Origin of the sequence: Hymenobacter sp. NBH84 (assembly GCF_014217645.1) — a bacterium.
GTDB lineage: Bacteria > Bacteroidota > Bacteroidia > Cytophagales > Hymenobacteraceae > Hymenobacter > Hymenobacter profundi.
Window position 1 is genome coordinate 1,938,582 of the sequence record NZ_CP043644.1, and the last position, 24,337, is coordinate 1,962,918.

The 24,337-nt window shown below is 56.3% G+C and carries 23 protein-coding genes and 1 pseudogene; 16 read left to right on the top strand and 8 right to left on the bottom strand.

Going from position 1 to position 24,337, the window contains the following annotated elements:
• The first annotated feature begins 109 nt into the window (after positions 1–109).
• Genes F1C16_RS08180 through F1C16_RS08195 form a run of 4 tightly spaced genes read left to right on the top strand, consistent with a single transcriptional unit; the run spans position 110 to position 4,859 of the window.
• Positions 110–1,210 (top strand): Nif3-like dinuclear metal center hexameric protein, encoded by a 1,101-nt coding sequence (locus F1C16_RS08180; RefSeq protein WP_258049071.1) that lies wholly within the window; start codon positions 110–112, stop codon positions 1,208–1,210.
• On the top strand, positions 1,200–1,949 hold the full coding sequence (locus tag F1C16_RS08185) for a zinc ribbon domain-containing protein (protein WP_185283841.1): 750 nt from the start codon (positions 1,200–1,202) through the stop codon (positions 1,947–1,949). The genes F1C16_RS08180 and F1C16_RS08185 overlap by 11 nt, the downstream gene beginning before the upstream one ends.
• A gap of 55 nt (positions 1,950–2,004) precedes the next feature.
• Positions 2,005–3,510: a DUF3808 domain-containing protein gene (locus tag F1C16_RS08190; RefSeq protein WP_185283842.1), complete on the top strand. Its 1,506-nt coding sequence runs from the start codon at positions 2,005–2,007 to the stop codon at positions 3,508–3,510.
• Positions 3,511–3,554: 44 nt separating this feature from the next.
• Positions 3,555–4,859, top strand: a complete 1,305-nt coding sequence (locus F1C16_RS08195; RefSeq protein WP_258049072.1) for an anthranilate synthase component I family protein — start codon at positions 3,555–3,557, stop codon at positions 4,857–4,859.
• A 157-nt stretch (positions 4,860–5,016) separates the two neighbouring features.
• On the opposite strand, the gene F1C16_RS08200 is transcribed toward F1C16_RS08195, so the two are convergent.
• Complete coding sequence (locus tag F1C16_RS08200) at positions 5,017–5,688, bottom strand: chloramphenicol acetyltransferase (RefSeq protein ID WP_185283843.1); 672 nt, start codon at positions 5,686–5,688, stop codon at positions 5,017–5,019.
• Between the two features lie 53 nt (positions 5,689–5,741).
• Here F1C16_RS08200 and F1C16_RS08205 point away from each other — a divergent pair, with 53 nt between their 5' ends.
• The 8 genes from F1C16_RS08205 to groL all read left to right on the top strand — a co-directional run bounded on the left by F1C16_RS08205 (position 5,742) and on the right by groL (position 14,219).
• On the top strand, positions 5,742–6,437 hold the full coding sequence (locus F1C16_RS08205) for an HAD family hydrolase (RefSeq protein ID WP_185283844.1): 696 nt from the start codon (positions 5,742–5,744) through the stop codon (positions 6,435–6,437).
• 259 nt (positions 6,438–6,696) lie between these two features.
• A complete protein-coding gene (gene miaB / locus F1C16_RS08210) occupies positions 6,697–8,157 on the top strand; it encodes a tRNA (N6-isopentenyl adenosine(37)-C2)-methylthiotransferase MiaB (RefSeq protein WP_185283845.1) in 1,461 nt (486 codons plus the stop codon).
• A gap of 108 nt (positions 8,158–8,265) precedes the next feature.
• Positions 8,266–9,579 (top strand): sigma-54-dependent Fis family transcriptional regulator, encoded by a 1,314-nt coding sequence (locus F1C16_RS08215; RefSeq protein WP_185283846.1) that lies wholly within the window; start codon positions 8,266–8,268, stop codon positions 9,577–9,579.
• Between the two features lie 94 nt (positions 9,580–9,673).
• A complete protein-coding gene (locus tag F1C16_RS08220; RefSeq protein WP_185283847.1) occupies positions 9,674–10,159 on the top strand; it encodes an LptE family protein in 486 nt (161 codons plus the stop codon).
• A gap of 157 nt (positions 10,160–10,316) precedes the next feature.
• Complete coding sequence (locus F1C16_RS08225) at positions 10,317–11,555, top strand: hypothetical protein (protein WP_185283848.1); 1,239 nt, start codon at positions 10,317–10,319, stop codon at positions 11,553–11,555.
• A 1-nt stretch (position 11,556) separates the two neighbouring features.
• Positions 11,557–11,961: a preprotein translocase subunit SecG gene (gene secG / locus F1C16_RS08230; protein ID WP_185283849.1), complete on the top strand. Its 405-nt coding sequence runs from the start codon at positions 11,557–11,559 to the stop codon at positions 11,959–11,961.
• A gap of 269 nt (positions 11,962–12,230) precedes the next feature.
• Positions 12,231–12,521 (top strand): co-chaperone GroES, encoded by a 291-nt coding sequence (groES, locus tag F1C16_RS08235; protein WP_185283850.1) that lies wholly within the window; start codon positions 12,231–12,233, stop codon positions 12,519–12,521.
• A gap of 51 nt (positions 12,522–12,572) precedes the next feature.
• Positions 12,573–14,219, top strand: coding sequence for a chaperonin GroEL (gene groL / locus F1C16_RS08240; RefSeq protein ID WP_185283851.1), 1,647 nt, complete (start codon positions 12,573–12,575; stop codon positions 14,217–14,219).
• A gap of 284 nt (positions 14,220–14,503) precedes the next feature.
• Here groL and F1C16_RS08245 read toward each other — a convergent pair whose 3' ends face one another.
• Positions 14,504–16,222, bottom strand: a complete 1,719-nt coding sequence (locus F1C16_RS08245; RefSeq protein ID WP_185283852.1) for a peptide MFS transporter — start codon at positions 16,220–16,222, stop codon at positions 14,504–14,506.
• Between the two features lie 202 nt (positions 16,223–16,424).
• Between F1C16_RS08245 and F1C16_RS08250 the strand changes: the two genes are divergently transcribed.
• Positions 16,425–17,216 (top strand): S1/P1 nuclease, encoded by a 792-nt coding sequence (locus F1C16_RS08250; protein ID WP_185283853.1) that lies wholly within the window; start codon positions 16,425–16,427, stop codon positions 17,214–17,216.
• Between the two features lie 86 nt (positions 17,217–17,302).
• On the opposite strand, the gene F1C16_RS08255 is transcribed toward F1C16_RS08250, so the two are convergent.
• A complete protein-coding gene (locus F1C16_RS08255; protein ID WP_185283854.1) occupies positions 17,303–18,427 on the bottom strand; it encodes an SDR family oxidoreductase in 1,125 nt (374 codons plus the stop codon).
• Between the two features lie 135 nt (positions 18,428–18,562).
• On the opposite strand from F1C16_RS08255, the pseudogene F1C16_RS22970 reads away from it, so the two are divergent.
• The 3 genes and pseudogenes from F1C16_RS22970 to F1C16_RS08265 all read left to right on the top strand — a co-directional run.
• Positions 18,563–18,691 (top strand): annotated as a pseudogene (locus F1C16_RS22970) (RNA methyltransferase PUA domain-containing protein); the annotation flags it as partial.
• 136 nt (positions 18,692–18,827) lie between these two features.
• Positions 18,828–19,274: a 16S rRNA (uracil(1498)-N(3))-methyltransferase gene (locus F1C16_RS22975; protein WP_258049073.1), complete on the top strand. Its 447-nt coding sequence runs from the start codon at positions 18,828–18,830 to the stop codon at positions 19,272–19,274.
• A 51-nt stretch (positions 19,275–19,325) separates the two neighbouring features.
• Positions 19,326–19,991, top strand: a complete 666-nt coding sequence (locus tag F1C16_RS08265) for a DUF4159 domain-containing protein (protein ID WP_185283855.1) — start codon at positions 19,326–19,328, stop codon at positions 19,989–19,991.
• 105 nt (positions 19,992–20,096) lie between these two features.
• Here F1C16_RS08265 and F1C16_RS08270 read toward each other — a convergent pair whose 3' ends face one another.
• From F1C16_RS08270 to F1C16_RS08290, 5 genes are all read right to left on the bottom strand, one after another.
• Positions 20,097–20,624, bottom strand: a complete 528-nt coding sequence (locus F1C16_RS08270) for a hypothetical protein (RefSeq protein WP_185283856.1) — start codon at positions 20,622–20,624, stop codon at positions 20,097–20,099.
• A gap of 193 nt (positions 20,625–20,817) precedes the next feature.
• Complete coding sequence (locus tag F1C16_RS08275) at positions 20,818–21,390, bottom strand: 1-acyl-sn-glycerol-3-phosphate acyltransferase (protein ID WP_185283857.1); 573 nt, start codon at positions 21,388–21,390, stop codon at positions 20,818–20,820.
• 76 nt (positions 21,391–21,466) lie between these two features.
• Positions 21,467–22,225, bottom strand: a complete 759-nt coding sequence (locus F1C16_RS08280; RefSeq protein ID WP_185283858.1) for a patatin-like phospholipase family protein — start codon at positions 22,223–22,225, stop codon at positions 21,467–21,469.
• 113 nt (positions 22,226–22,338) lie between these two features.
• On the bottom strand, positions 22,339–23,187 hold the full coding sequence (locus F1C16_RS08285; RefSeq protein ID WP_185283859.1) for an MBL fold metallo-hydrolase: 849 nt from the start codon (positions 23,185–23,187) through the stop codon (positions 22,339–22,341).
• A 171-nt stretch (positions 23,188–23,358) separates the two neighbouring features.
• On the bottom strand, positions 23,359–24,306 hold the full coding sequence (locus tag F1C16_RS08290; RefSeq protein ID WP_185283860.1) for an acetyl-CoA carboxylase carboxyltransferase subunit alpha: 948 nt from the start codon (positions 24,304–24,306) through the stop codon (positions 23,359–23,361).
• Positions 24,307–24,337: the final 31 nt, after the last annotated feature.

A 24,337-nucleotide genomic window follows, 5' to 3' on the forward strand; every position in this document is an offset into this window, starting at 1 on the left:
TTGCGAGAGTCCCATCAAATTGGCTGTACCTATTGATCAAAAGCAGTGCTTCGCCAGCCAGAATAATACAGTCAATGTTTCGCTAGTTTTGCGCATTACTTCTTGCTCTATGCCTACCCTTTCCGACCTCATGCGCGTGCTAGAGCATGCTGCTCCTCTTGCCTACCAAGAATCTTACGACAACGCAGGGCTGCAATGCGGCAACCCACAAATGGAAATCACGGGCGTGTTGATTGCCCTCGACTGCACTCTGGCGGTAGTAGATGAAGCACTAGCGCGGGGCTGCAATGTGGTTGTAGCACACCACCCGCTCATCTTTAAGCCGCTGAAACGCCTGACCGGCGCCAATGAAGTGGAGCAAACGCTACTAAAGGCTATTAAGCATGATATAGCCCTTTACGCTGCCCACACTAACCTCGACAACGTGCGCCACGGCGTCAACCGCAAGCTGGCCGACAAGCTCGGCCTGCAAAACCTGCGCATTCTTGATCCTAAATTCGGCACACTGGGCAAGCTTGTCACCTACGTACCGCCTACCCACACCGACGCCGTTTTGCAGGCCCTGTATGATGCTGGTGCCGGCCAGGTAGGCAACTACTCCCAGTGTAGCTTCCGCACGGATGGCACGGGCACCTACACGCCTAGTGCCGACACGAACCCATTTCAGGGCACGCCCGGCCAACCTGAAACGGCCCAGGAGCAACGTGTGGAAGTGCTCCTACCCTTGCACTTGCAAGGCGCAGCCCTGCGGGCGCTACGGCAGGCACATCCTTATGAGGAAGTAGCCTACGAGCTGATAAAGCTGGAAAATGTGCACCAGGATGTAGGCAGCGGTATGGTAGGCGAACTGCCTGAGCCGCTGCCACCGCAGGAGTTCCGAGCACGGCTGCGGGCAGCACTGGGCGTGCCAGTGGTGAAATACACCGAGTTTGCGCAGCCTATTAAAACAGTAGCCTTGTGTGGCGGCGCGGGCAGCTTCCTTACCGGCAAAGCCAGGGCAGCCGGCGCACAGGCCTACGTAACCGGCGATTTGAAATATCACGAGTATTTTGCCGCCGAAGGCCAGTTGATGCTGTGCGATGTGGGCCACTACGAAAGTGAGCAGTTTACCAGCGAGATTTTCCGAGACTTGCTTACGAGCGCATTTACCCGTAAATTTGCGGTCTTAATTGCTGAGACCCTGACCAACCCCGTTCGATATGATTTCTAATACCTCCGCGGATACCCCCGTTGCTAGTAAGCTGGAAGCGTTGTTGAATTTGCAGCGTATTGATTCGCAGCTCGATGAAATTCGGCGTGTGCGGGGCGATTTGCCCGAAGAAGTACGGGATTTGGAGGACGAAATTGCTGGCTACGAAGTACGCGTAAGCAAGTTTGACGAAGAAATCTCGGGCCTGAACGACCAGATCAAACAGCGCAAGCAAAACGCCAAGGATGCCGACGGCCTTATTCGCAAGTATGAGGACCAGCAGCAAAACGTGCGCAATAACCGTGAGTACGAGGCTATTGCCAAGGAAATTGAGCTGCAAAAGCTGGAAATTCAGATTTCGGAAAAGAAAATTAAGGAAGCTCAGTATCAGATTGAGCAGAAAAACACCGAAATCAGCGGCACCAAGCAGCGCCTCGATGAGCGACGCAAGGACCTCGACAACAAGCAAGCTGAGCTGCAAACCATTGTAGGGGAAAGCGAAGCCGACGAGAAGAAGCTAATGGACGAGCGCGGTGAGGCTACCCAGCCCATCGAAGAGCGCCTGCTGACGGCCTACACCCGTATTCGCGGCAACGTGCGCAACGGCTTGGCCGTGGTGCCCGTGAAGCGCGATGCCTGTGGTGGCTGCTTCAACACGGTGCCCCCACAGCGCCAAGCCGACATCATGTCGCATAAAAAAATCATTGTGTGCGAGCACTGCGGCCGGATTCTGGCTGATGTAGCGGCCCGCGCTGAATAAGTTTTCAGTTGTATTTTGAAAAGGAACGGCCCCTGGGTCGTTCCTTTTTTGCTATATGAGGTGTTGGTTTTTCGCCCTGCTTACTCAACCCATAGTCACGCATGTGCTGCTCGCGGCATTACTTCTTGCCGCGCACGTCGGCGTGGGTGCCTCTTCGCGGGAAACGCCGCGTACCCTCACACCCACTGCTGCCCGCGCCTACGCTGAACTGCTGAAGCTGCGCCCCGCTACGGCCCGCGTCCTGCTACGCAACGAATCCGCCACGGCTGCCGGAACCCTGCTGGTGCAGGACTGCATCGACTTTGCGGAACTATTGGTATCGCAGGATGCCAGGCGTTACGCGGCCACCGTGGCCGCGCAGGATCAGCGACTGGCTTTGTTGGAAAAGCAGGCCGGTGCCCTGCCCGACTACGCCCGTGCCGAAATTCGGCTGCACCAAGCGGCGGCGCAGGTCACGTTTGGGCACGAGATTCGGGGGGCGTGGAGCCTGCGGCAGGCTTATCAGCAGATGCAGGCCGTGGCCCAACGCTACCCCGCCTATCTGCCGGCCCGCAAAACGCTGGGGATGCTTCAGTTCTTTATTGGCTCATTACCCGAAAACTACCGCTGGTTTCTGAAGCTACTGGGCCTGCCGGGTAGCGTGGAAACGGGCTTGCGCAACCTGACGGCCGCCGCCCGCTCGTCCCATGATTTTCAGTTTGAGTCGCGCCTGATTCTAGCGCTGCTCCGCGAAACGTATCTGAAAGACGGCGAAGCGACAGCCCAGCAGTTTGAGCAACTAGCCGCACAACAATCTGACAACTTACTGCTCAGCTATTTAACGGTTAGTCAGCGCAAAAAACTGCACCACACGGCGGCGGCGCTGGCCGCCTACCGGGGCCGCCCTACCGGCGCGGCTTACCTCCCCCTGCCCTATCTGCACCACATGGCCGCCGACCTACTGTTGTATCAGGGCCAATACGCGGCGTCAGAAACTGAAAATCAACAATTTCTGCGTGAATATCGTGGCCAGCACTACCGCAAGGATGCGTACTTTAAGCTTTATCTGGCCGCTTGGCTGGGCAGCAACCAAACGGCCGCCACGCAGTACCGTCGGCAGATTGACGCGCAGGGCCGCGACGTGCTGGAGGAAGACCACTATGCGCAGCGTTTCTACGACGACGCCCTACCCCTCCACCGCATCCTCACCCGCGCCCGCCTGCAAACCGACGGCGGCTACTACCCCGAGGCACTCGCCACGCTACGCACCTTTGTTCTCACGCCCACTACTCCCCTGCGCGACCGACTAGAATGGCCTTACCGTCAAGCCCGCGCTTGGCATTTACACGGTCAGCCCGACTCGGCCCGCCGTTATTATGCGCGCACGATTGCCTTGGCGGGCACAGCCCCTTACTACTTCGCACCGCAATCGGCCCTTCAGCTAGGCTATCTGTATCAGACTGATAGGAAAGAAGATACGGCGCGTTCGTATTTTCAAAAGGCGCTCAGCTACCCTAAGCACGAGTATAAAAATAGCACCGATACCAAAGCAAAAGTGGCCCTGGCGGCGTTGGCTCAGTAAAGCATTCACACTATTCTACCCCGTTTTGCCTGCATCTTTGCTTTGTGCTGACTATCTCTTACTCTGAGCTACCACCCGATTTTCGGGCGCAAGCCTTACAATGGGCGGCGCAGTATCGCTATTGCGCTTATTACGAGCCCAACCACCACTTGTCCTACCCCAATGGGCCGTTTGAACGGCTGCTGGGCGTGGCTGATTCAGCTACGGGTTCTCCTACCTGTCTAGATGAGTTGCGCCTTTGGATGCAGCAAAAGCCCCCTGCCGGGCCGCGCTTCGGCATTCTGACCTATGAGCTAAAAAATGAGATAGAGGCTCTGCACAGCCACAATTTTACTGGCCTGGAGTGGCCCACGCTGCATTTCTTCACGCCCCAAACTTGGCTGCATTGGCGCGAAGATGCGCTGGAGATTCATGGTGATACCGACGAGGTACTGGCGGCTATTCTGGACACCGTTCCGCCTAACCCAGCCGCGCCCCGCGTGGCCACCATGCGCCCGCGCCTACCCAAAGCCGACTATACAGCAGCCGTAGAGGCCGTGCGCGAAGACATTTTGAATGGGGAAGTGTACGAGCTGAACCTGTGCATGGAGTTTTTCGCGGAGGACGTTGTGCTCGACCCCGTGGCTACGTTTCTGCGCCTGAACGAAGCCTCGCCAATGCCATTTGCGGGCTTCTATAAGTTAGCAGACCACTACCTGCTCTGCGCCTCGCCCGAGCGATTTTTGTCTCAGCATGAGTCGGTTATCCTTTCTCAACCCATTAAAGGCACCATTCGGCGCGGTACTACCCCAACCGAGGACGAGCAGCAACGCTACCAGCTATTGCACAACGAAAAAGAGCGCGCTGAGAACCTCATGATTGTGGACTTGGTGCGCAACGATCTGGCCCGCGTAGCACAAACCGGCTCGGTGCGGGTGCCGGAACTGTTCGGCCTCTACCCCTTCCGCCATGTGTGGCAGATGATTTCGACCATAGAAGCCGAGTTGCGCCCCGACGCAGACTTGGTAGACATCTTGCGCGCTACCTTCCCTATGGGCTCTATGACCGGCGCCCCCAAGATACGGGCCATGCAGCTCATCGAGCAGTACGAGCGCACCCGCCGCGGCCTCTACAGCGGCTGCCTCGGCTACGCTTGGCCCAATAGCTCGTTCGAGTTCAACGTGGTCATCCGCTCCCTGCAATACCGCGCCGACACGGGCTACCTCTCGTTTCAAGTCGGCTCGGCTATTACGTATGATTCGGTGCCCGAGCAGGAATACGCCGAGTGTCTGCTGAAAGCCAAGGCCATGCTGGAAGTACTAGGCGCGGAAGTGAGTGAGAGCGTTGAGAATAGGAAGGCAGAAGAGTAATAAGACTGGGAAGCAGAAGGTTGAAAGACGAGAGGGTAAGCAGGAAGTCTGTCATCCTGAGCGGAGCGAAGGACCTTACGCCAGTTGAACGACAATCATAACAACGACTCGTTCTGACGTGATAAGGTCCTTCGCTCCGCTCAGGATGACAGAGCTCCTACCCTCTCTCCCTCTTACCCCTATACCTTCCCTCAACGCCCTCCCCATTCAACCCCTGCTGAAACGCCTCTAAAAACTGACCCACGTGGTAGCCATCAGCAAGACCGTGGTGGACGTTGACGGCCACGGGCAGCCAGATGCGGCCGTTTTCCTCGTACGTTTGGCCGTATGAAATCTTGGGGCAGCTGTCGGGGTGGCGGAAGTTGCGGGCGTGGGTAAGGCTGCTGAAACGCACCCACGGAATGGCCGAGCAGTGCAGTACGTCGGGTCGACCAGTGGTGTCGTTGAGCCGAAGGCCGGTGCTGGCCTGTACGGCCGCTATTTCGGCGGTAGCGGCGGTTACAAAATCGGGTAGCTCGTCGTGCGCTTCAATAAAGGAGAAGCCAAATGTATGGTCGGCTCGGCCGATGGTGGCGGAGGCGTGCACCCGGTCGTATTGGTACACTTGCCCGTCTTCAATGCGCGTCTTGAACTCTGGTACTTGATTGGCAGCCTGTAAGGAGTGGTAGAGGTAATACAGGAAAAACGACACGCCCAGACGTTTCGCTTCAGCCCGCGCCTGGGTACAGTCAACCGGTGCTACCAAGCCAAAAAAGGGCTCATCGAAGGTGGAAAAGAAGGCAAAATGCTCCCGGCGGTTCCAGGAAGCCAGATCAACGAGATGTTTCATGGGCGGCAAGTTCGGTAACTTCGCGGCTTTTCTAGCCTCTCTACTGCTCCCTTATGTCTGCTTCCTATTTGGTTGCTTTTGATGCCGACGACACCCTTTGGCCCAATCAGCCGCATTTTGACCGGGTAGAGACCCGTTTGTTTGAGATTATGGCGCACTGCGGCGACGTAGCCTACATCAGCACCCACCTCAACGCCGTGCAGCGCCGCAACATGCAGTTGTTTGGCTATGGCGCCAAGTCGTTCATGCTTTCCATGATCGAAACGGCCATTCAACTAACCAACGGTGCCGTCACGGGCCACGACATCCAACAGATTCTAGACATGGGCAAAGACTTACTGCGCTTTCCCATTGAGCCCCTACCCGGCGTAGTGGAAGTTCTCACGGAGCTACGTCGGCGCGGCCACCGCCTGCTCCTGCTCACAAAAGGCGACCTGTTTGATCAGGAAAGCAAAATTGCCCGCTCCGGCCTGGGCGAGCTATTCGACCATGTGGAGGTAGTCAGCGAGAAAGACGAGGCCACGTACCGCCGCCTCCTGACGCGCTATAACGCAACGGTTGAGGAGTTTGTGATGATTGGTAATTCGCTGAAGTCGGATATTCTGCCTGTGGCGCGGCTGGGTTTCCAGGCCGTACACGTCCCCTACCACACCAACTGGATTTTTGAGCACGTCGACCCAGCTTTGCTGGAAGGTATTGCTTTCGAGCAGGTTGAAGATATTCGCGCCGTGTTGGAATTGGTGAGATAGTGAATGGAAAACAGTTGTCATCCTAAGCAGAGCGGAGGACATTATCACGTGAGAACAAGTCATTATTACGTGAGAAAGATGCTCGTAATAATGACTTGTTCTCACGTGATAATGTCCTTCGCTCTGCTCAGGATGACACGCGTTTCTACATCGACGCATCAACAATCAGCATACCACCACCTCTGCCATTCTGTCATTTCTGCGGTAAAAACCTTACCTTTGACGCTCCCAAAATGTGAAGCTGAAGCTGCGCGCCTCCATGTCTCAACCGCTGATTACCCTCGATTTTCTTGATACGCCTACCTTCGATACGCCGTCGGTAGACGCCACCACGCATGCCCACGAGCCCACGGAGGCCGTGCGCGTGAGCCCGGCCACCCGCACCGGCCGGCAGCGCAAGCTCTACATCGAGAGCTACGGCTGCCAGATGAACTTCTCCGACTCTGAAATCGTGTCGAGCATTCTGTTCAACGAGGGCTTCGACACCACCGACGATCTGGCCGGCGCCGACCTAGTGCTGCTTAATACCTGCTCCATCCGCGAGAAGGCTGAGCAAACGGTACGTATGCGCCTCAAGCAAATCAACTCGCACAAAAAGCGCCGTCCAGGCATGTTAGTAGGCGTGTTGGGCTGCATGGCCGAGCGCCTGAAAACCAAATTTTTAGAGGAGGAGAAAATTGTAGACCTAGTAGTTGGCCCCGACGCCTACCGCGACCTACCCCAACTGATTTCACAGGTCGACGGGGGCCAGAAGGCCGTGAACGTACTACTGAGCCGCGAGGAAACCTACGCCGATATCACGCCCGTGCGCCTGAACAGCAACGGCGTCACGGCATTCATTAGCATCATGCGCGGCTGCGACAACATGTGCTCGTTCTGCGTGGTACCCTTCACCCGTGGCCGCGAGCGCAGCCGCGATACGCACAGCATCGTACAAGAGGCCCGTGACTTGGTAGCAGCTGGCTACAAAGAAGTTACGCTGCTCGGCCAGAATGTAGATTCCTATAAGTGGGCCAGCGAAGATGGCGCCGAGCGCGTCAACTTTGCCCAGCTGTTGGAGCGTGTGGCTCTGGTAAGCCCCGAGTTGCGCGTGCGCTTCTCCACCTCCCACCCCAAAGACATCACCGACGAGGTGCTGCACACGATGGCGCGGCACGAGAACATCTGCAAGTATATTCACCTACCTGCCCAGAGCGGCAACTCGCGGGTGCTGGCGCTAATGAACCGCACCTACGACCGGCCCTGGTACGAGGAACGCGTGCAGGCCATCCGCCGCATCCTTGGCGACGACTGTGCCATCTCCACCGATATGATTGCCGGCTTCTGCTCCGAAACCGAGGAAGAGCACCAAGATACCCTGACGCTCATCGACTTCGCGCAGTACGACATGGGCTACAACTTCTTCTACTCGGAGCGCCCCGGCACGCTAGCCGCCCGCAAGCTGGCAGACGACATTCCGTTGGAAACCAAGAAGCGCCGCTTGCAGGAAATCATTGACCGGCAGCAGCTACACGCCCGCGCCCGCTACGCCCGCATGGTAGGCCGCGTGCATAAAGTATTGGTAGAGAACACCTCCAAGCGCTCCAAAGAGCACCTGAGCGGCCGCAACAGCCAGAACCAGGTGGTTATCTTCCCAAAAGGCAGCTTCCAGAAAGGCGATTACGTGAACGTATTCGTGAGCAGCACGACCGGCGGGGCACTATTGGGAGAAGCGGTATAGAGTAATGGATGTATCAGCAAGCGTCATGCTACGCTTGCTGATACATCCATTTACACGCCAAATAGAACACTCCGCTTTTCGTCTACTCTACGAAAACCTACCACGACCTTGACACCATCTGAGATTCAAAGTATAAAGTTGCGCTTCGGTATTATCGGTAATGCGCCGGCGCTGAACTACGCCATTCAGGTGGCGGCGCAGGTAGCGCCTACCGATATGACGGTGCTGATAACGGGCGAGAGCGGCTCCGGTAAGGAGTCCTTTTCCAAGATTATTCACGCGCTGTCGCCCCGCAAGCATGGGCAGTTTATTGCCATCAACTGCGGCGCTATTCCCGAGGGGACCATCGATTCGGAGCTATTTGGGCATGAAAAAGGCTCTTTCACCGGTGCCAATGAGGCTCGCAAGGGCTATTTTGAGGTGACCAACGGCGGCACCATCTTTCTCGACGAAATTGGGGAAATGCCGCTGGGTACGCAGGCCCGTCTGTTGCGCGTCCTGGAAAACGGCGATTTTATTCGGGTAGGCTCTTCCAAAGTGCAGAAAACCGATGTACGCGTAGTAGCCGCTACCAACGTGAACCTGCTGGAAGCCGTGCGCAACGGCCGCTTCCGCGAAGACCTCTACTACCGCCTCAACACGGTGCCCATCACCGTACCGCCCCTGCGCGAGCGGGGCGACGACATCTACCTGCTGTTCCGCAAGTTTGCCACCGATTTCGCCGACCGCTACCGCGTGAAGCCCATTTCGCTGTCGCCGGAGGCTGTGCGGGAATTGCAGCGCTACCGCTTTCCCGGCAACATTCGCCAGCTTAAGAACGTGGCCGAGCAGATGTCGGTGCTGGAAATGGAGCGCGAGGTGGATGCTACCCACCTGCGCCAGTACCTGCCCCAGGAGCAGAGCAGCAACTTGCCCATGCTGCTGAGCGCGGCGGGTCCGGCCACCGACGGCGCGGGTAACGCCTACTCCGAGCGCGACTTATTATATAAGGTGCTCTTCGACATGCGCCGCGACATGACCGACCTGAAGAAGTTGGTGCTGGACCTGGCTGCCGGTCAGCGGCCCCAGGAAGCGCAGGAACTGTTGCGCCAAAACAGCCACCTGTTTACGAACCTTAACGTGGCACCCTACGAGGGAGGCCGCCTGAACGCCCGCCCCGATACGGCCGGCGCTTCGTCGGATTACTTCATGCACCCTGAGGTAGAAGACGCCACCGAATACGAAGAAGAGGAGCAGCGCGTTGAAGATATTCCGCACGAGACGGAAGAGGAAACCCTTTCCCTAGAAGCCAAGGAAAAGGAGATGATTATCAAAGCGTTAAAAAAGCACAACAACAAGCGTAAGTACGCCGCCCACGACCTGGGCATCTCCGAGCGCACGTTGTACCGCAAGCTCAAACAATATGATTTGGAACAAGCGTAGGTTTTCTGAGCTGTTAGCTGTTAGCCATTGGCTGTTAGCCTTTAATTTCCTGAATAGGAAGTACAAAAAAGCTATCAGCTATCAGCTACTAGCTATGAGCGTAATCTTAAGTGGTTGCTCGGTTTATTCCTTCACCGGTACCAACATTGATCCGTCGGTGAAGACTATGTCCATTGCTACCTTCCAAAACAACTCCAGTAATGGCCCTTCGGCGCTGTCGCAGCAGTTTACAGAAGATTTCAAGGATTACTTTCAGCGCAACACGCCGCTCAAGATACAGCAGCGCGATGGTGACTTACAGATTGAAGGTCAGATTATTGCCTACGATTTTGCCCCGGCCGCTATTCAGCGTGAGGGCAACGTGGACCAAGCCGGCGTGAACCGCCTTACCATCCAGGTACGGGTGAAATTCATCAATACCAAGGACGATACGCAGAGCTTCGAGCAAACCTTCCAGAGCAACGGCGACTTTCCCGCATCGCAGTCCATTGTCGCAATCAACAGCGACCCATCCTCTATCCGCAGAATTACCACCAACATCATCACCGACGTATTCAACAAGTCGGTGGCCAACTGGTGATATAGGACTGTTGCAGAATGTCATTTCGACCGTAGGGAGAAATCTCGCGTGCAACAGTAATTTCTGACGATTGAGTTAGCATCGCACGTGAGATTTTTTTCTTATAGTCGAAATGACGTTCTGCGATAGTTACTCTTAACACTTAACGCTTTAAAAGATGACTCGCGCGTCGCTGCTGCATATTCTGGACCATGTCGGCTCTATATCGGAAGCCGAAAATCAGGAGCTGGTGCAGCTGGCTACGGCCTTTCCTTATTGCCAGACCGCTCACTTACTGCTCGCCAAAGCCGCGCACGACAAGGGTAGTATGCTGGCCAGCCAGCGCTTGCGTCGGGCGGCTACCTACGCCGCCGACCGCCAGTTGCTGCGCTTGCTCATTGAGCAACCCGACGTGCTGCTACCTGCTGCTACTTCAGCACTTGCTTCTGTGCAATCAGTTCAGCTAGCCGTTCCTGAGCTACCCCTGGCCGAAATGCCAACGACGGAAGAACAGCCGGTAGCTTCCGTACTTGTTGAGGTACCCGCTGAGCCAGTTGAGGAGGAAGTTTTGGTTGCTGCCGAGACTGATGTCCCCGCTTCGGACTCAAATGAAGTATTTGCTACTTCATTGCCAGCGCTTGGCGATTCTCCGCCAGCCTTAGATATTGCAGCCGAGCCGGAAGCTGAGCTAGTGGAGCAAACGGATGAGGTAGTGCCTACTGCTGAGGAAATAACAGAAGCTGAAGCCGTTACGAAAACTGCGAAGGAAGTTACCCACGAAGCCGCCGTTCCTGTTGTAGTAGAAGACTTACTGCCCGCCACGGCACCGCCCATTCGGCCGCCGGCCGACGCGGGGTCCTCGCGCTTTGAGTTTGGCTTGGCCGATTCAAGGCTACCAGCCCCAGCCGTTTATGAGCTATTCGACGACACGCCCGCTACCGAGACTCCTACCCCACCTACGCGTACCGCAGCCAGTCCGCCATTCTACGCCGACCCTAGCATTGGCTACGGCTTAGACCTGGGTAGCCGCTTGGGCACCAGCCTGCAACCGCACGACACCTACACCACCGACTTACCGCACACTGGCTTCTTCCTCCCCGATGCGCTGCTCTTAGATCATGTGGCAGCACAACAGCCGGCCCCGCGTAAAACCCTGGCTATCATCGACCAATTCCTCAAAAACCAGCCTCGTTTAAAAGCGCCAGCCGTGGTACCACCCGCTGAGGAACAAACCGATTTATCGGTACCCAGCACCAGCGCTACCCCCGCGCTGGCCTCAGAGAGTCTGGCAAAAATTATGGTGAAGCAGGGCAAAACCTCCAAGGCCATTGAAATATATGAGCGCCTGATGGTGCGGCAGCCGGAAAAAAAGGCGTACTTTGCCGACCAAATTGCACAACTGAAATCTTCGGAATAGTATGTATTACGCACTGCTTGTTCTTGTCTTTATCGTTTGCTTGCTGCTGGCGCTGGTGGTTCTGGCCCAGAACCCCAAGGGCGGCGGACTCTCCAGCCAGTTTGGTGCGGGCGGTACGGCCCAGCTTATGGGCGTGAAACGCACCGGCGACCTGCTGGAAAAACTAACCTGGGGCTTTGCTATTGCCCTGATGGTTTTGTCGCTGGGTAGCCACATGCTGGCTAGCGGTGGCGGCAATGGTCCCGTTCGCAGCATCAACCAGCAGCGCGCCCTCGAAACGCCTACCCTACCCTCAGCGCCCGCCATCCCTGGCACGGGCGCCACACCGGCCCCGGCCGGCGCACCAGCTCAGCAACCAGCTGCGCCGGCCCCGGTTACTCCCGCCCCCGCTCCAGCCGCAGAGTAATCACTCCACACGTATCGAACCTGACTATAAAACCAGCCGCTTTTCTGAAAAGCGGCTGGTTTTTTTATGGCATTCGTGCATCTCGCCGAGAAGACACAGTGCCATCACAACCACCGCCACCCTGCCACGTATGGCAGTCCTGACAGGCTAAAAAGCCCGAAAATCAAGTTTGGGCGTTCATTCTGTCAGGTTTTGGTGGGCTGGCATAAGAAGTGTTCCTCTACCAGCACCCCTTAGTTTTACATTCACTTTCACCCAAAACAACCAATATGTCACTAAGCATTAAACCGCTGGCTGACCGCGTTATCATCGCGCCGGCCGCTGCCGAGGAAAAGACCAAATCTGGCATCATCATCCCCGACACGGCCAAGGAGAAGCCCCAGCGCGGCGAAGTAGTAGCCGTAGGCGAAGGCAAAGTGGCCGACAATGGCACTGCCATTAAGCCCCAGGTAAGCGTGGGCGACCAGGTGCTGTATGGCAAATATGCCGGCACTGAAATCACTGTAGAAGGCAAAGACTACCTCATTATGAAGGAGTCGGACATTTTTGCCGTTCTGTAAGTCGACACCCCTTTCCTTTCTTTTTTGCAGTAATTCCCCCTCAATACCAAGATGGCTAAGAACATCCAATTTGATACCGAAGGCCGCGACCGTCTGAAGCGCGGCGTGGATAAACTGGCGAATGCCGTGAAAGTAACCCTGGGCCCCAAAGGCCGCAACGTGGTTATTGACAAGAAATTTGGCGCCCCCACCATCACCAAAGATGGTGTAACCGTAGCCAAAGAAATTGAGTTGAAAGATCCCATCGAAAACATGGGCGCTCAACTGGTGAAAGAAGTAGCCAGCAAAACTGCCGACCAGGCTGGTGATGGCACGACCACTGCTACCGTTCTGGCCCAGGCTATCTACACGGCTGGCTCGAAGAACGTAGCTGCCGGTGCTAACCCGATGGACCTGAAGCGTGGTATCGACAAGGCGGTGAAAGCCGTTGTGGAGAACCTGAAGTCGCAGTCGAAGAAAATTGAGAATTCGTCGGAAATCGCGCAGGTTGGCACTATTTCGGCCAACAACGACGCGGAAATCGGTAAGATGATTGCCGACGCGATGGACAAAGTAGGCAAGGAAGGCGTTATTACGGTAGAAGAAGCGCGTGGCACTGAAACCGAAGTGAAAACGGTGGAAGGCATGCAGTTTGACCGTGGTTACCTGTCGCCCTACTTCGTAACCAACCCGGAGAAGATGGAAGCGGAGTTTGAAAACCCCTTCGTTCTGATCTACGACAAGAAAGTGAGCACCATGAAAGAGCTGCTGCCCGTACTGGAGCAGGTAGTTCAGACGGGTAAGCCGCTGGTTATCATCTCGGAAGACGTAGACGGTGAGGCGCTGGCTACGCTGGTAGTAAACAAGCTGCGCGGCTCGCTGAAAATTGCTGCCGTGAAAGCTCCTGGCTTCGGCGACCGTCGTAAGGCGATGCTGGAAGACATTGCTGTTCTGACGGGCGGTACGGTTATCAGCGAAGAGCGTGGCTACAAGCTCGACAGCGCTACGCTAGAGTACTTGGGTCAGGCTGAGAAGATCATCATCGACAAAGACAACACGACGATTGTCAATGGCCGCGGTGATAAGGAGACCATTACGGCTCGCGTAAACGAAATCAAAGCCCAAATCGGCACCACTACGTCCGACTACGACAAGGAGAAGCTGCAAGAGCGCTTGGCCAAGCTGTCGGGTGGTGTGGCTATCCTCTACATCGGTGCTTCTACGGAGGTAGAGATGAAGGAGAAGAAAGACCGCGTAGACGATGCCCTGCACGCTACTCGCGCCGCCGTTGAGGAAGGCGTGGTACCCGGCGGTGGTGTAGCATTGGTACGTGCTTTGGATGCTCTGGAAGCAGTTGACACCGTTAACAGCGACGAGCGTACCGGCGTGAACATTATCCGCACGGCCCTCGAAGCTCCCCTGCGCACCATTGTGGCTAACGCCGGTGGCGAAGGCTCGGTAGTAGTACAGAAAGTGCGCGACGGCAAAGGTGACTACGGTTACAACGCCCGCGAAGACCGGTACGAGAACCTGGTAGCCGCTGGTATCCTAGACCCCACCAAAGTAACGCGTCTGGCCCTGGAAAACGCAGCCAGCATTGCTGGCCTGCTGTTGACCACGGAAGCAGTTATCACCGACGAGCCTGAGGAAGACAAAGGCGGTGCTGGCGGCGGTGCCGCTGGTATGGGCGGCATGGGTGGCATGGGCGGCATGATGTAATCATCGCAGATTGTCGCTGATTCGGCAGATTTCGCTGAATCGGATGCTTATAGAAACGGCCCCGCAACGTTGGTTGCGGGGCCGTTTTCTGTTGAATTAACGCTCGTGTGTCATCCTGAGCGGAGCGAAGGACCTTCTCACGGTAGAACGACTATCGCACCAATGACTCGTTCTACCGTGAGAAGGTCCTTCGCTCCGCTCAGGATGACACACGAGCGTTAATTCAACAGAAAGCCCCGACGCAGTTCTTGCATCGGGGCTTTCTGTTACGTGTAGCGGGTAGGTTATTTCGCTACTACCGGCTCTTCCATCATGCGTGCGAGGCGACGGTAGAGGAAAAACAGAATGATAGACGCGGCGGCCGACAGGGCCACGAAAATCATGAAGAACTGGTAGAGGTTGGTGATTTCGATACCCAGGAACGTAGGCCACTGATAGGGCACTTCCAGGCTTTGCAGCTTTTCAACAACGGTGGCGCTGGCTTGCTGTGCGCCATTGAGGATGGCGGGAAGGTCGATGCCTTCTTGGGCAGCTTTGGCAAACTCGCCGGGGCCGGGAGGATACAAGCCGCTGAGCACGCCAGCCAGCTTGTTGCCGGCAGCAGTGGCTAGGAACCACACAGCCATCAGCAACGAAGCAAAGCGGGCAGGCGCCAGCTTGTTCACCAACGCCAACCCGATGGGCGACAGGCACAACTCGCCGAATGTATGCAGCATGTACATGGTAATCAGCCAGAACATGCTCACTTTGGTGCTAGCTTCTACCCCTTTCACCCCGAAGGCAATGATGAGGTAGCCCACAGCCAGCAGCATTAGACCGATGGACATTTTGAGGGGCGAAGACGGTTCGATACCGCGCTTGCCCATGAACGTCCAAATCACTGCAAAAATAGGCGCAAAGATGATGATAAACAGTGCGTTAGCCGACTGAAAGTAAGAAGCTGGCACAACGTAGGAACCCAGGTTCCGGTCCGTTTGCTCGTCGGCAAAGAACGTGAGGGAAGCCCCGGCTTGCTCGAAGGCGCCCCAAAAGAATATCACGAAGAAGCTCAGGATCAGGATAACGTAGATTTTCTCCTTTTCCCTACCCGTCAGCGACGAGTCGGACAGGATGAGCAAGGGCATCACAATCATTGACGCAAACACCAGCGCTCCAATCCAGTCGTAATTCATGAGCCAGGCAATGACGCCATAGACTACCGCGAATATCCCTATAAACGCGAGGATGCGCCCAGAGCTAAGGCCGGTTTTGGCCGGTTGTGCAACAGTAGTAGCCCGCACTGGCCCGTCGGTCTGCACTGGCACTACTGGTGAGTGCTCTACGGTGCGCTCAGGCTTGGCGCCCAACGGAGCACCTTCGGCCGTCACAACGTATTTGTTTTTGAATAGCTCAAACGTCAGCGAGCCGATGAGCATGCCAATACCAGCGGCCAAAAAGCCCCACTTAAAGTCCTCGGGATTACCCGTATTACCCAGCGTACCGCACACCAGCGGCGAGAAAAACGCGCCCAGGTTGATACCCATGTAGAAAATGGTGTAGGCCGAGTCGATGCGCTTGTCGCCCACGGGATAGAGCGAGCCTACCATGGATGATATGTTGGGCTTAAAAAATCCGTTACCGAAGATCAGCAGGCCCAGACCCAGGTAAAAAAGCGGCATTGCCACACTGGTTGATTGGTAGCTGCTGGCGCTGAAAAACAGGCTAAACTGCCCAATAGCCATCATTAAGCCGCCAATCAGGATGGAGCGGCGGTTGCCCCAATAGCGGTCGGCCATATAGCCGCCCAGCAGAGGCGTCAGGTACACGAGGCTGGTGTAGTTGCCATAAATCAGCGAGGAAAATTCCTTGTTGAAAACCAGCGCCTGGGTCATGTACAGAATGAGCAGGGCGCGCATGCCGTAGTAGCTGAAACGCTCCCACATCTCCGTCATAAACAGGATGTAGAGGCCCTTCGGGTGACTGGCCTGCGAGGGTTGTCCCTGCGCAGCAGTAGCAGTTTGCATGAAGAGAAAGTAAAGTGGACAGAAAACAGAACGCCCGCGGCCGGAGCCAAACGGGGGTTGGTAAAGCTACAAAACTTTCCCTACTGCGCCGCAGAGGCAACCCGTACGGCTTTCCGCCGACTTTGCCACGTTGCTTTCGCCAACGAGGTAGCGTTTTAAGCACTAGCTTTGTAACTGCATCACGTTTTCTTTTCTTTTTCTTATGCGCAAACGCATTCTGCCGCTGCTTTTTCTACTGCTTGTTCCGTTTAGCTTCTGCCTCGCTTGGGGCGTGGAAGGCCATCGGGCTGTAGGCCGCCTAGCCGAGCACCACCTCTCCCGCAAAGCCCAACGTGAGATAAAGGCCCTCCTCGGCACCGAGACGGTAACGCTGGTGAGCACCTGGCCCGACGAAATTCTCTACCCCCCTACCCCCGAGTATAAAGGCACTGGTCCCTGGCACTACGTGAACACACCTAGCGGCCTCAACCACGATCAGTACATCGAGAACCTGAAAAGCCAAACGATTCCAAACGCCTACAAAGCGCTTCAGGATAACCTTGCCATTCTGAAGGATAAGCACAAGCCCAAAGCGGAGCGCGCTGTGGCGCTGAAATTCGTCATTCACTTAGTGGGCGACGTGCACCAGCCCTTGCATGCGGGCCGGCTAGAGGACAGGGGCGGCAACAGCATCAAGCTTACCTACCGCGGCAAGGAGACCAATCTGCACAGCCTTTGGGACAGCGGCCTGCTTGATTATCAGGGCCTGAGCTACTCTGAGATGGGCCAGCAGTACGACCACGTGCCAGCTCGCCTGCGCCGCCAGTGGCAGCATGATGATATGACCCAGTGGCTCTACGAGTCGTACCAACTCTGCGAACAGATTTATGGCGAAGCTGCCCAGAACCCAACCTACGGCTGGGCCTATTTTCCCGAGCATGGCCCGCAGGTAAAACAACGCATTCAGCAGGCCGGCATCCGGTTGGCAGGCGTACTGAACGAGGCATTGAAATAGAAGTTGAGATAGTCAGCTTTCCAGCAGAAAGGCCCCGCCAACGAATTGGCGGGGCCTTCTTATTAGGAACTAAAGCGTCTTTGCACCTAAACTGGCGTCACAGTCGGACCAGATTCTGGCATAGCCGGACTATGCTTGGTAGCACTTGCAGCCGTAGCGTTACGGGCACTTTTCGTACTACGCTGCGGGGTAGACGCCTTGCTATCTTTATTCCGGCCTCTTGCCAGCGCGGCTACTGCCACGCCAGCGCCGGCTACAATGGCAGCCGTAATAGCTGGGTGCAGACGAGCTTGCGTGTAGGTGCTCACCTCGCGAGTATGGCCGGGATAATTTCCGCGTTCTTTCAGTTCCCCTACCCCTTGGTATAGGCCACTTTTGTGGTTCTGGCGAGCAGGCTGGTCGGATTTAGACATTTCCGAGAAGCTCGTTTCCATAAACTTGTCCAGCAGGGTAGGCGTCCATTCTTCCATGCCCTTAAAGAGCTTGCTGGCACCGCCTACTTCCACGTTGCGCGCTGGTGCAACGGCGCATTTGAGAATGGCGCGCGCCACAGTTTCGGGAGCATAGGCAGGCGGGGCGTGCTTGGGCACCTTGTCCATGTAATTTTTGGCGTGCAGCGGGTAGGGCGTGTCGATAGCTGCGGGCTGGATGAGTGTGACCGATACCGGAGCGTCTTCCATTTGCAACTCCATGCGCAGACCATCGGTGAACCCCTTCACGGCGTGCTTGCTGGAACTGTACATGGTTTGCAGGACGGCCGTCACATCCGACAGTACGCTACCCACGTTGATGAGGGCGCCGCCCTGCTGCTTCAGATGCTTCACTGCCTCCAACGAGCCGTATACCAGTCCCCAGAAGTTAATCTCAAACAGTTGCCGCATATCCTCCACCGACTGCTCTTCCACTTTACCATACATGGAGACGCCGGCATTATTTATCCAAGTATCGAAACCGCCGAACTGCTCCTTGGCTACCTGTGCAATGCGCTGTGCCTCTTCTTGTTTGCTCACATCGGCTACCAAGTAGGTTGCCTGTGCGTTCTGGCTTTTCAGCTCGCTGGTAAGCTGACGCAGAGCATCTTCGCTACGGGCTACCAGCACTAATTTGGCGCCTTCTTTGGCAGCCATACGCGCCGTAACAAGGCCAATGCCCGACGAAGCGCCAGTGATAACGATAACTTGTTCTTTCAGTTTTTTTAGGTTGACTTTCATATTCGGTTGTGGGTGTTAGGTAGAGTGTATTGGTTTAGTATGTACGGCAAGTCGGTAGTACAATGTTATGTTGAGGTTCTATTTGCGTAGACAGCTTGCGCCGCAACGCCCGGCATTTCGCCGTAGATTTGCCGTATGCCACATACCTTCTATGCTCCTGACCTCACCCTACCCGCCTACACCCTACCCGAAGACGAAAGCAAACACGCAGTACGCGTACTGCGTCTCGGCGCGGGTGATGCGGTGTCACTGGTGAACGGCCAAGGCAGCGTATTTCAGGCAGAGGTGACGGACGCCAACCCCAAACGCTGCCAACTGCGCATCACCAGCGAAACCCAGGTGCCACGCCGGGACTACGCCGTGCACCTGGCTGTGGCCTCCACCAAAAAACCTCGACCGTATGGAGTGGCTGGTGGAAAAAGCCACCGAAATCGGTGTCGACCGCATCACGTTTCTGCGCTGTACCCGCTCCGAGCGGCGCGAGCTGAAGCTGGACCGGCTAGAGAAAATTGCTGTGAGTGCTCTCAAGCAATCCGGGCAAGCATGGCTGCCCCAACTCGACCAGCTAACGGACTTCGCCCGCGTGCTCCCTACCCTCGCCCCGGCTACTACCTTCATTGCCCACCTCGCCGACGATGAGCGCATGGAGCTGGCCCACGTGGCAGGCAACGCGCCTACCTGCTGCATCCTCATTGGCCCCGAAGGTGACTTTACGCCCGAGGAAATTGTTGCGGCCCGTCAGTTGGGTATCCGACCGGTGGCGCTGGGCCTCACGCGCCTACGCACCGAAACGGCCGCACTAGCCGCCGTCCATACTGTGCACGTTGTTAAATTACTGCCAGGTTGAACGGCTTACACGAAGCGTTACGTTACCTCTGCGGGAATATTTAGTAGAATAATGCTCAAGAACTTACTGCTCGCGCTGCTTTGCGTCCTACCCCTACTGGCTGCTGCGCCCGTGGCACCCAGCTTCAAAATTGCCAAGCTGCACTACGGCGGCGGGGGCGACTGGTACGCCAACAAAACCAGCTTACCCAACCTGATTCGCTTCTGCAACCAGACGCTCAAAACCAACATTGCGCCTGACGAAGCCACCGTGGAGCTGGACTCGCCGGAACTGCTCACCTACCCTTTCCTCCACATGACGGGCCACGGCAATGTGGCTTTCACGGAGGCGGAGGCCAAAAACCTGCGGCGCTACCTGATGGGCGGCGGCTTCCTGCACATCGACGACAATTACGGCCTCGACAAGTTCATCCGCCCTGAGATGAAGAAGGTGTTTCCTGAGCTGGAGTTCGTGGAACTGCCCTTCTCCCACCCCGTCTACCACCAGAAATTCGATTTTCCGAAGGGCCTACCCAAAGTGCATGAGCACGACGGCAAGCGTCCGCAAGGCTTTGGCCTGCTCTACAAAGGGCGCCTAGTATGCTTCTACAGCTTCGAGTGCGACTTGGGCAACGGGTGGGAAGACCTGGGCACCTACCCTGAAGACACGCCCGCCGTGCACGAATCAGCCCTGAAAATGGGCGCTAACTTGGTGACGTATGCGCTTACGCAGGAGTAGAAAGGACCGTTCTGCTCTATCGAATACAATGAAGCGGTAGCGATACTTCAGCAAGCTCGACGGAGTAACTGACAATCTTTTTGTAAGCTGATCCTCAATTAATTCCTAAAATTTCCGGCGCAGGACTTCACTCAGTACAAAGGCTGCTCGCATATCGGCAGCACTGCGGAGCGTGTCGCGCACCGTACGCCGAGTAGAGTTTGTGGTATTGACTGGCCGGTTGTAGGCATTCGGGATAGTGGTGGTTGCGCGCGGCAAGGTAGCGGCGCGGCGTGCACGCGGCGCAACTTCTTGATTGGCACGAGCCGTGGCTTTTGCTTCCAGAGAAACCTGCTTTACCTCGGTGCGCTCCAAGCTACGGGGCTGGGGAGTGGTTTCAGGGGGTAGTGGCCGGCCCGCGGGCGTGGTCGGCGCTGACGACTGTTGCTGGGGTGAGGGAGTAGGTGCCGGCTGATTCTGCGCCTGCATCTGCTTTAATAGCTCTTTAAACGAAGTATCGGGTAGGCTGGGCACCTTGGGGCGGGGCCGCTCCTGACTTTCGCGGGCCGTAGTTTCAATGGCTTTCTGCACCATGCGCCAGATGAAAACCCCTAGCCCAGCCAGGATAACGAGGAATATTTGCAGCTTTTCCATAGGAACCAGGGTGGGAGGATGCGTGAGCGTGTGTAGTACCGTACGGAATACACACGCTCAGCAGCGAACTTCAAGGTACGTATATCTACGTTGCAAAGCGGCCACGTAGCGACTGTAGGCCAGTTGTGCGGTTAGCGCCGCGTATCACAACAAACCTATAACGCTTGGCAGCTTGCTATTCACCATTTCCTACCTAACGGATACCCTGCGCCGGGAAGCGGCCCTGCTTGGTACGGTAGAAGGCTTTGATTTCCTCTAGGTCCTTTTCATAATCACCGGTAGGCCAGAAGGCAGGGCCTACGCCGGCTTCTTTGTTTTTATAATCGAGGTAGCCGAGCAGGATGGGCACACCGGCACCTACGGCAGCATGGTAAAAGCCTTTGCGCCACTTGGGTTGGTACTTGCGCGTGCCCTCGGGCGTAATGAGAATCACCAGTTCATCGCGCTCGTTGAAGAGTTGCACCATGCCATCTACGAGGCTGTTGTTGCGGCTACGGTCTACGGCCAGGCCGCCCAGGGAGCGAACCAACGCGCCGAGCACAGGAATGGTAGTCCACTCCTTTTTGATGGTCAGCTTCACGTCCACATCCATCAGGAAGAAGGCGGCGCGGGCAAACATAAAGTCCCAGTTGCTGGTGTGGGGCGCGGCAATCATCATGCTTTTTTTGATGCCAGGCGGTACTTGCGGCCCTAGGTGCCAGCCAGTTATCCAAAACCAGAATTTCGAGAACAGATACCAGAACGTAGACGTTTTGCGGGCGGCCATAGAATAAAAAGAGGAAGCAACCCCAAAAAATGGGGCAGCAAGAAAAACAGTCGTCAAAACTAGAAAAAATAACGCGCTACCCCAGCAAGGCCGCTAATTCCTTGGCCTTGTCCATGGTGTGGCGGTAGCCAATGTTGAATAGCGTTTGGGCCTGTCGGTACTGCAAGGTCCGATAAGTACGCAGTTCTTCAGGCTCCAGCAGCAGGTCGCAGCGCTGCTTGCTAGCCATGGTATTGGTGCTGATGGCCAAGTGTAGCACCCGCTCAATCAGGCTACGAAACGTGGTGATGCGCGCCGCCCGGTTGCTGGGGTTGCAGTTAATGCCTACCACCGGCATTTCCCTACCCTCCACCGCACTCACGGGCAAGTTGTTCAGCAGGCCGCCATCCACCAGCTGCCTACCCTGGTATTCCACTGGCCGGTACACGATAGGCACCGCCGCCGACGCCAACAACGGCGGAATCAGCGGCCCCTCCGAAAACTCCACCGATACGCCTTCCGTCAGGTCGGTTGTTACTAGCGTGAGGGGTATACGCAGGTCGGCGAAGTTGGCATTGACACCTAAATGACTGATAAACAGTTGCTCTACGGCCGTTAGATGCAACAAGCCGTAGCGACTTAGCGCCAAGCGTGTGAGCCGGGCAATATTGACGCTGGTGAGCATGCGCAGAATCTCGGCCGGCGCAAAGCCCGCTGCATAAAACGTCCCCGCAATGGCACCCGACGATACGCCGGCCATTCGTCCAATCGGTAGTTCCAGCGTGTCTAGCGCCGCTAGCACGCCCAAATGCGCAATGCCCCGCGCCCCGCCACCCGATAAGGCTAGTGCCAGCATGTGGTGAAATGGTGAGATAGTGAACTAGTCAATTTTGCAGCTTTAACGGTTAGAAATGGGCAAGCGTTAACTTATTCTCACTCATTTCATCGTGCAGTCCCTACCCTACCGGCCTACAACTCATCCAGCCGGAACGTGTCGGCCACGCGCACGCCTTTTTCCGTTAGCTGCACGGTGCAGGCTTCCACCGTAGGGTCATGCTCTAGCAGCAGCACCCAGTTTTCCTCGGCGGCATGGCGCAATATCTGTTCTTTTTCGCTGAGCGTGACTAGGGGGCGCATGTCGTAGCTCATCACGTAGGGCAGCGGAATGTGGGCCACGCTGGGCAATAGATCAGCCATGTAGGCCACGGTGCGGCCCTTATATTCCAGCACGGGCACCATCATTTTCTCGGTATGCCCATCGGCAAAAATGATTTCCCGGAAGGCCGGCAGTGCACCGGGTACGCCTTGGGTAGGGTCCACGAATTGCAGGTGGCCACTTTCCTGGATGGGCAAAATATTTTCCTTAAGAAAGCTGGCCTTTTCGCGGGCGTTGGGTGTCACGGCCCAATCCCAGTGAGCCTCGTTGCTCCAATAGGTAGCATTGGGGCAGGCCAGCACCAGCTTGTCGTCGGGGGTGCGCACTACAGCGCCGCCGCAGTGGTCGAAGTGCAGATGCGTCAGAAAAACGTCGGTGATATCAGCCGCGGTGAAGCCTTTCTCGCGCAGGGAGCTTTCCAACGTCGCGTCGCCGTGCGGGTGAAAGTGGCTCCGGAATTTGGCGTCCTGCTTGTTGCCCATGCCCGTATCCACCAAAATCAGGCGGTTGCCGTCTTCTACCAATAAGCAACGCATGGCCCAGGTGCAGAGGTTGTTGGCATCTGGTGGGTTCAGCTTTTCCCACATCGTGCGCGGCACCACGCCAAACATGGCGCCGCCGTCGAGTTTGAAAAAGCCGGTATCAATCGTGTGTAAGGTCATGGGTAGGAGGTTGAGTGGGTAGGCGTAAATAACTAAAAAAATGTCATCCTGAGCAGTGCGAAAGACCTTCTCACGTTAGAACGAGTCGTTGTTACGCCTGTCGTTCTTGCGTAAGAAGGTCCTTCGCGCTGCTCAGGATGACACTTCTGTTATACGCTATGTACTTGGATCCTACTCCACTACCACGCCCATCGCCGAGAACTTGTCGATCCGCTGGCTGATTCGCTCCTCGTGCGGAATAGCTTCCAGCTCGTCGAGGGTTTTGAGTAAGGTTTTCTTGAGGGTAGCAATCATCTTATCGGGGGCGATGTGGGCGCCGCCCAGGGGCTCTTTAATGATGCCATCGATGAGCTTGTTTCCCAGCATGTCGGTGGCCGTGAGTTTGAGGGCCTCGGCTGCCTGCTCCTTGTAGTTCCAGGAGCGCCACAAGATGCTAGAGCACGACTCGGGCGAAATCACTGAATACCAGGTGTTTTCCAGCATCATCACCCTATCGCCGATGGCAATACCCAAGGCTCCGCCCGAGGCACCTTCGCCGATGATGACGCAGATAACGGGCACCTTCAGCAGGAACATTTCCTTGAGGTTGCGGGCAATGGCCTCACCTTGGCCCCGCTCCTCAGCTTCCAGGCCAGGGAAAGCGCCGGGCGTGTCGATGAGGGTGATAATGGGCTTGTTGAACTTCTCAGCCAGCTTCATCAGGCGCAGCGCCTTACGGTAGCCCTCGGGGTTGGGCATGCCGAAGTTGCGGAACTGACGCTGCTTGGTATTATGCCCCTTCTGTTGTCCGATAAACATCACGGAGCGACCACCCAGCTCAGCAAAACCGCCTACCATGGCCTTGTCGTCGGCCACGGTCCGGTCGCCGTGTAGCTCAATGAATTTGTCGGTCATGCCCTCAATATACTCTAGGGTATAAGGGCGGTCGGGGTGGCGCGAGAGCTGCACGCGCTGCCAGCGGGTGAGGTTGGCGTAGGTTTCCTTTTTGAGGGCCTTTATTTTAGCTTCCAGGGCGGCTACCGCCTCCGATACATCTACCTGGCTGTCGTCGGCCAGTTGTTGCATTTCGCGGAGCTTGCCTTCGAGGGCAGCAATGGGTTGTTCGAAATCGAGGAGCATTGCAGAGGAAAGAATGCGCGGGTTGCGGAAA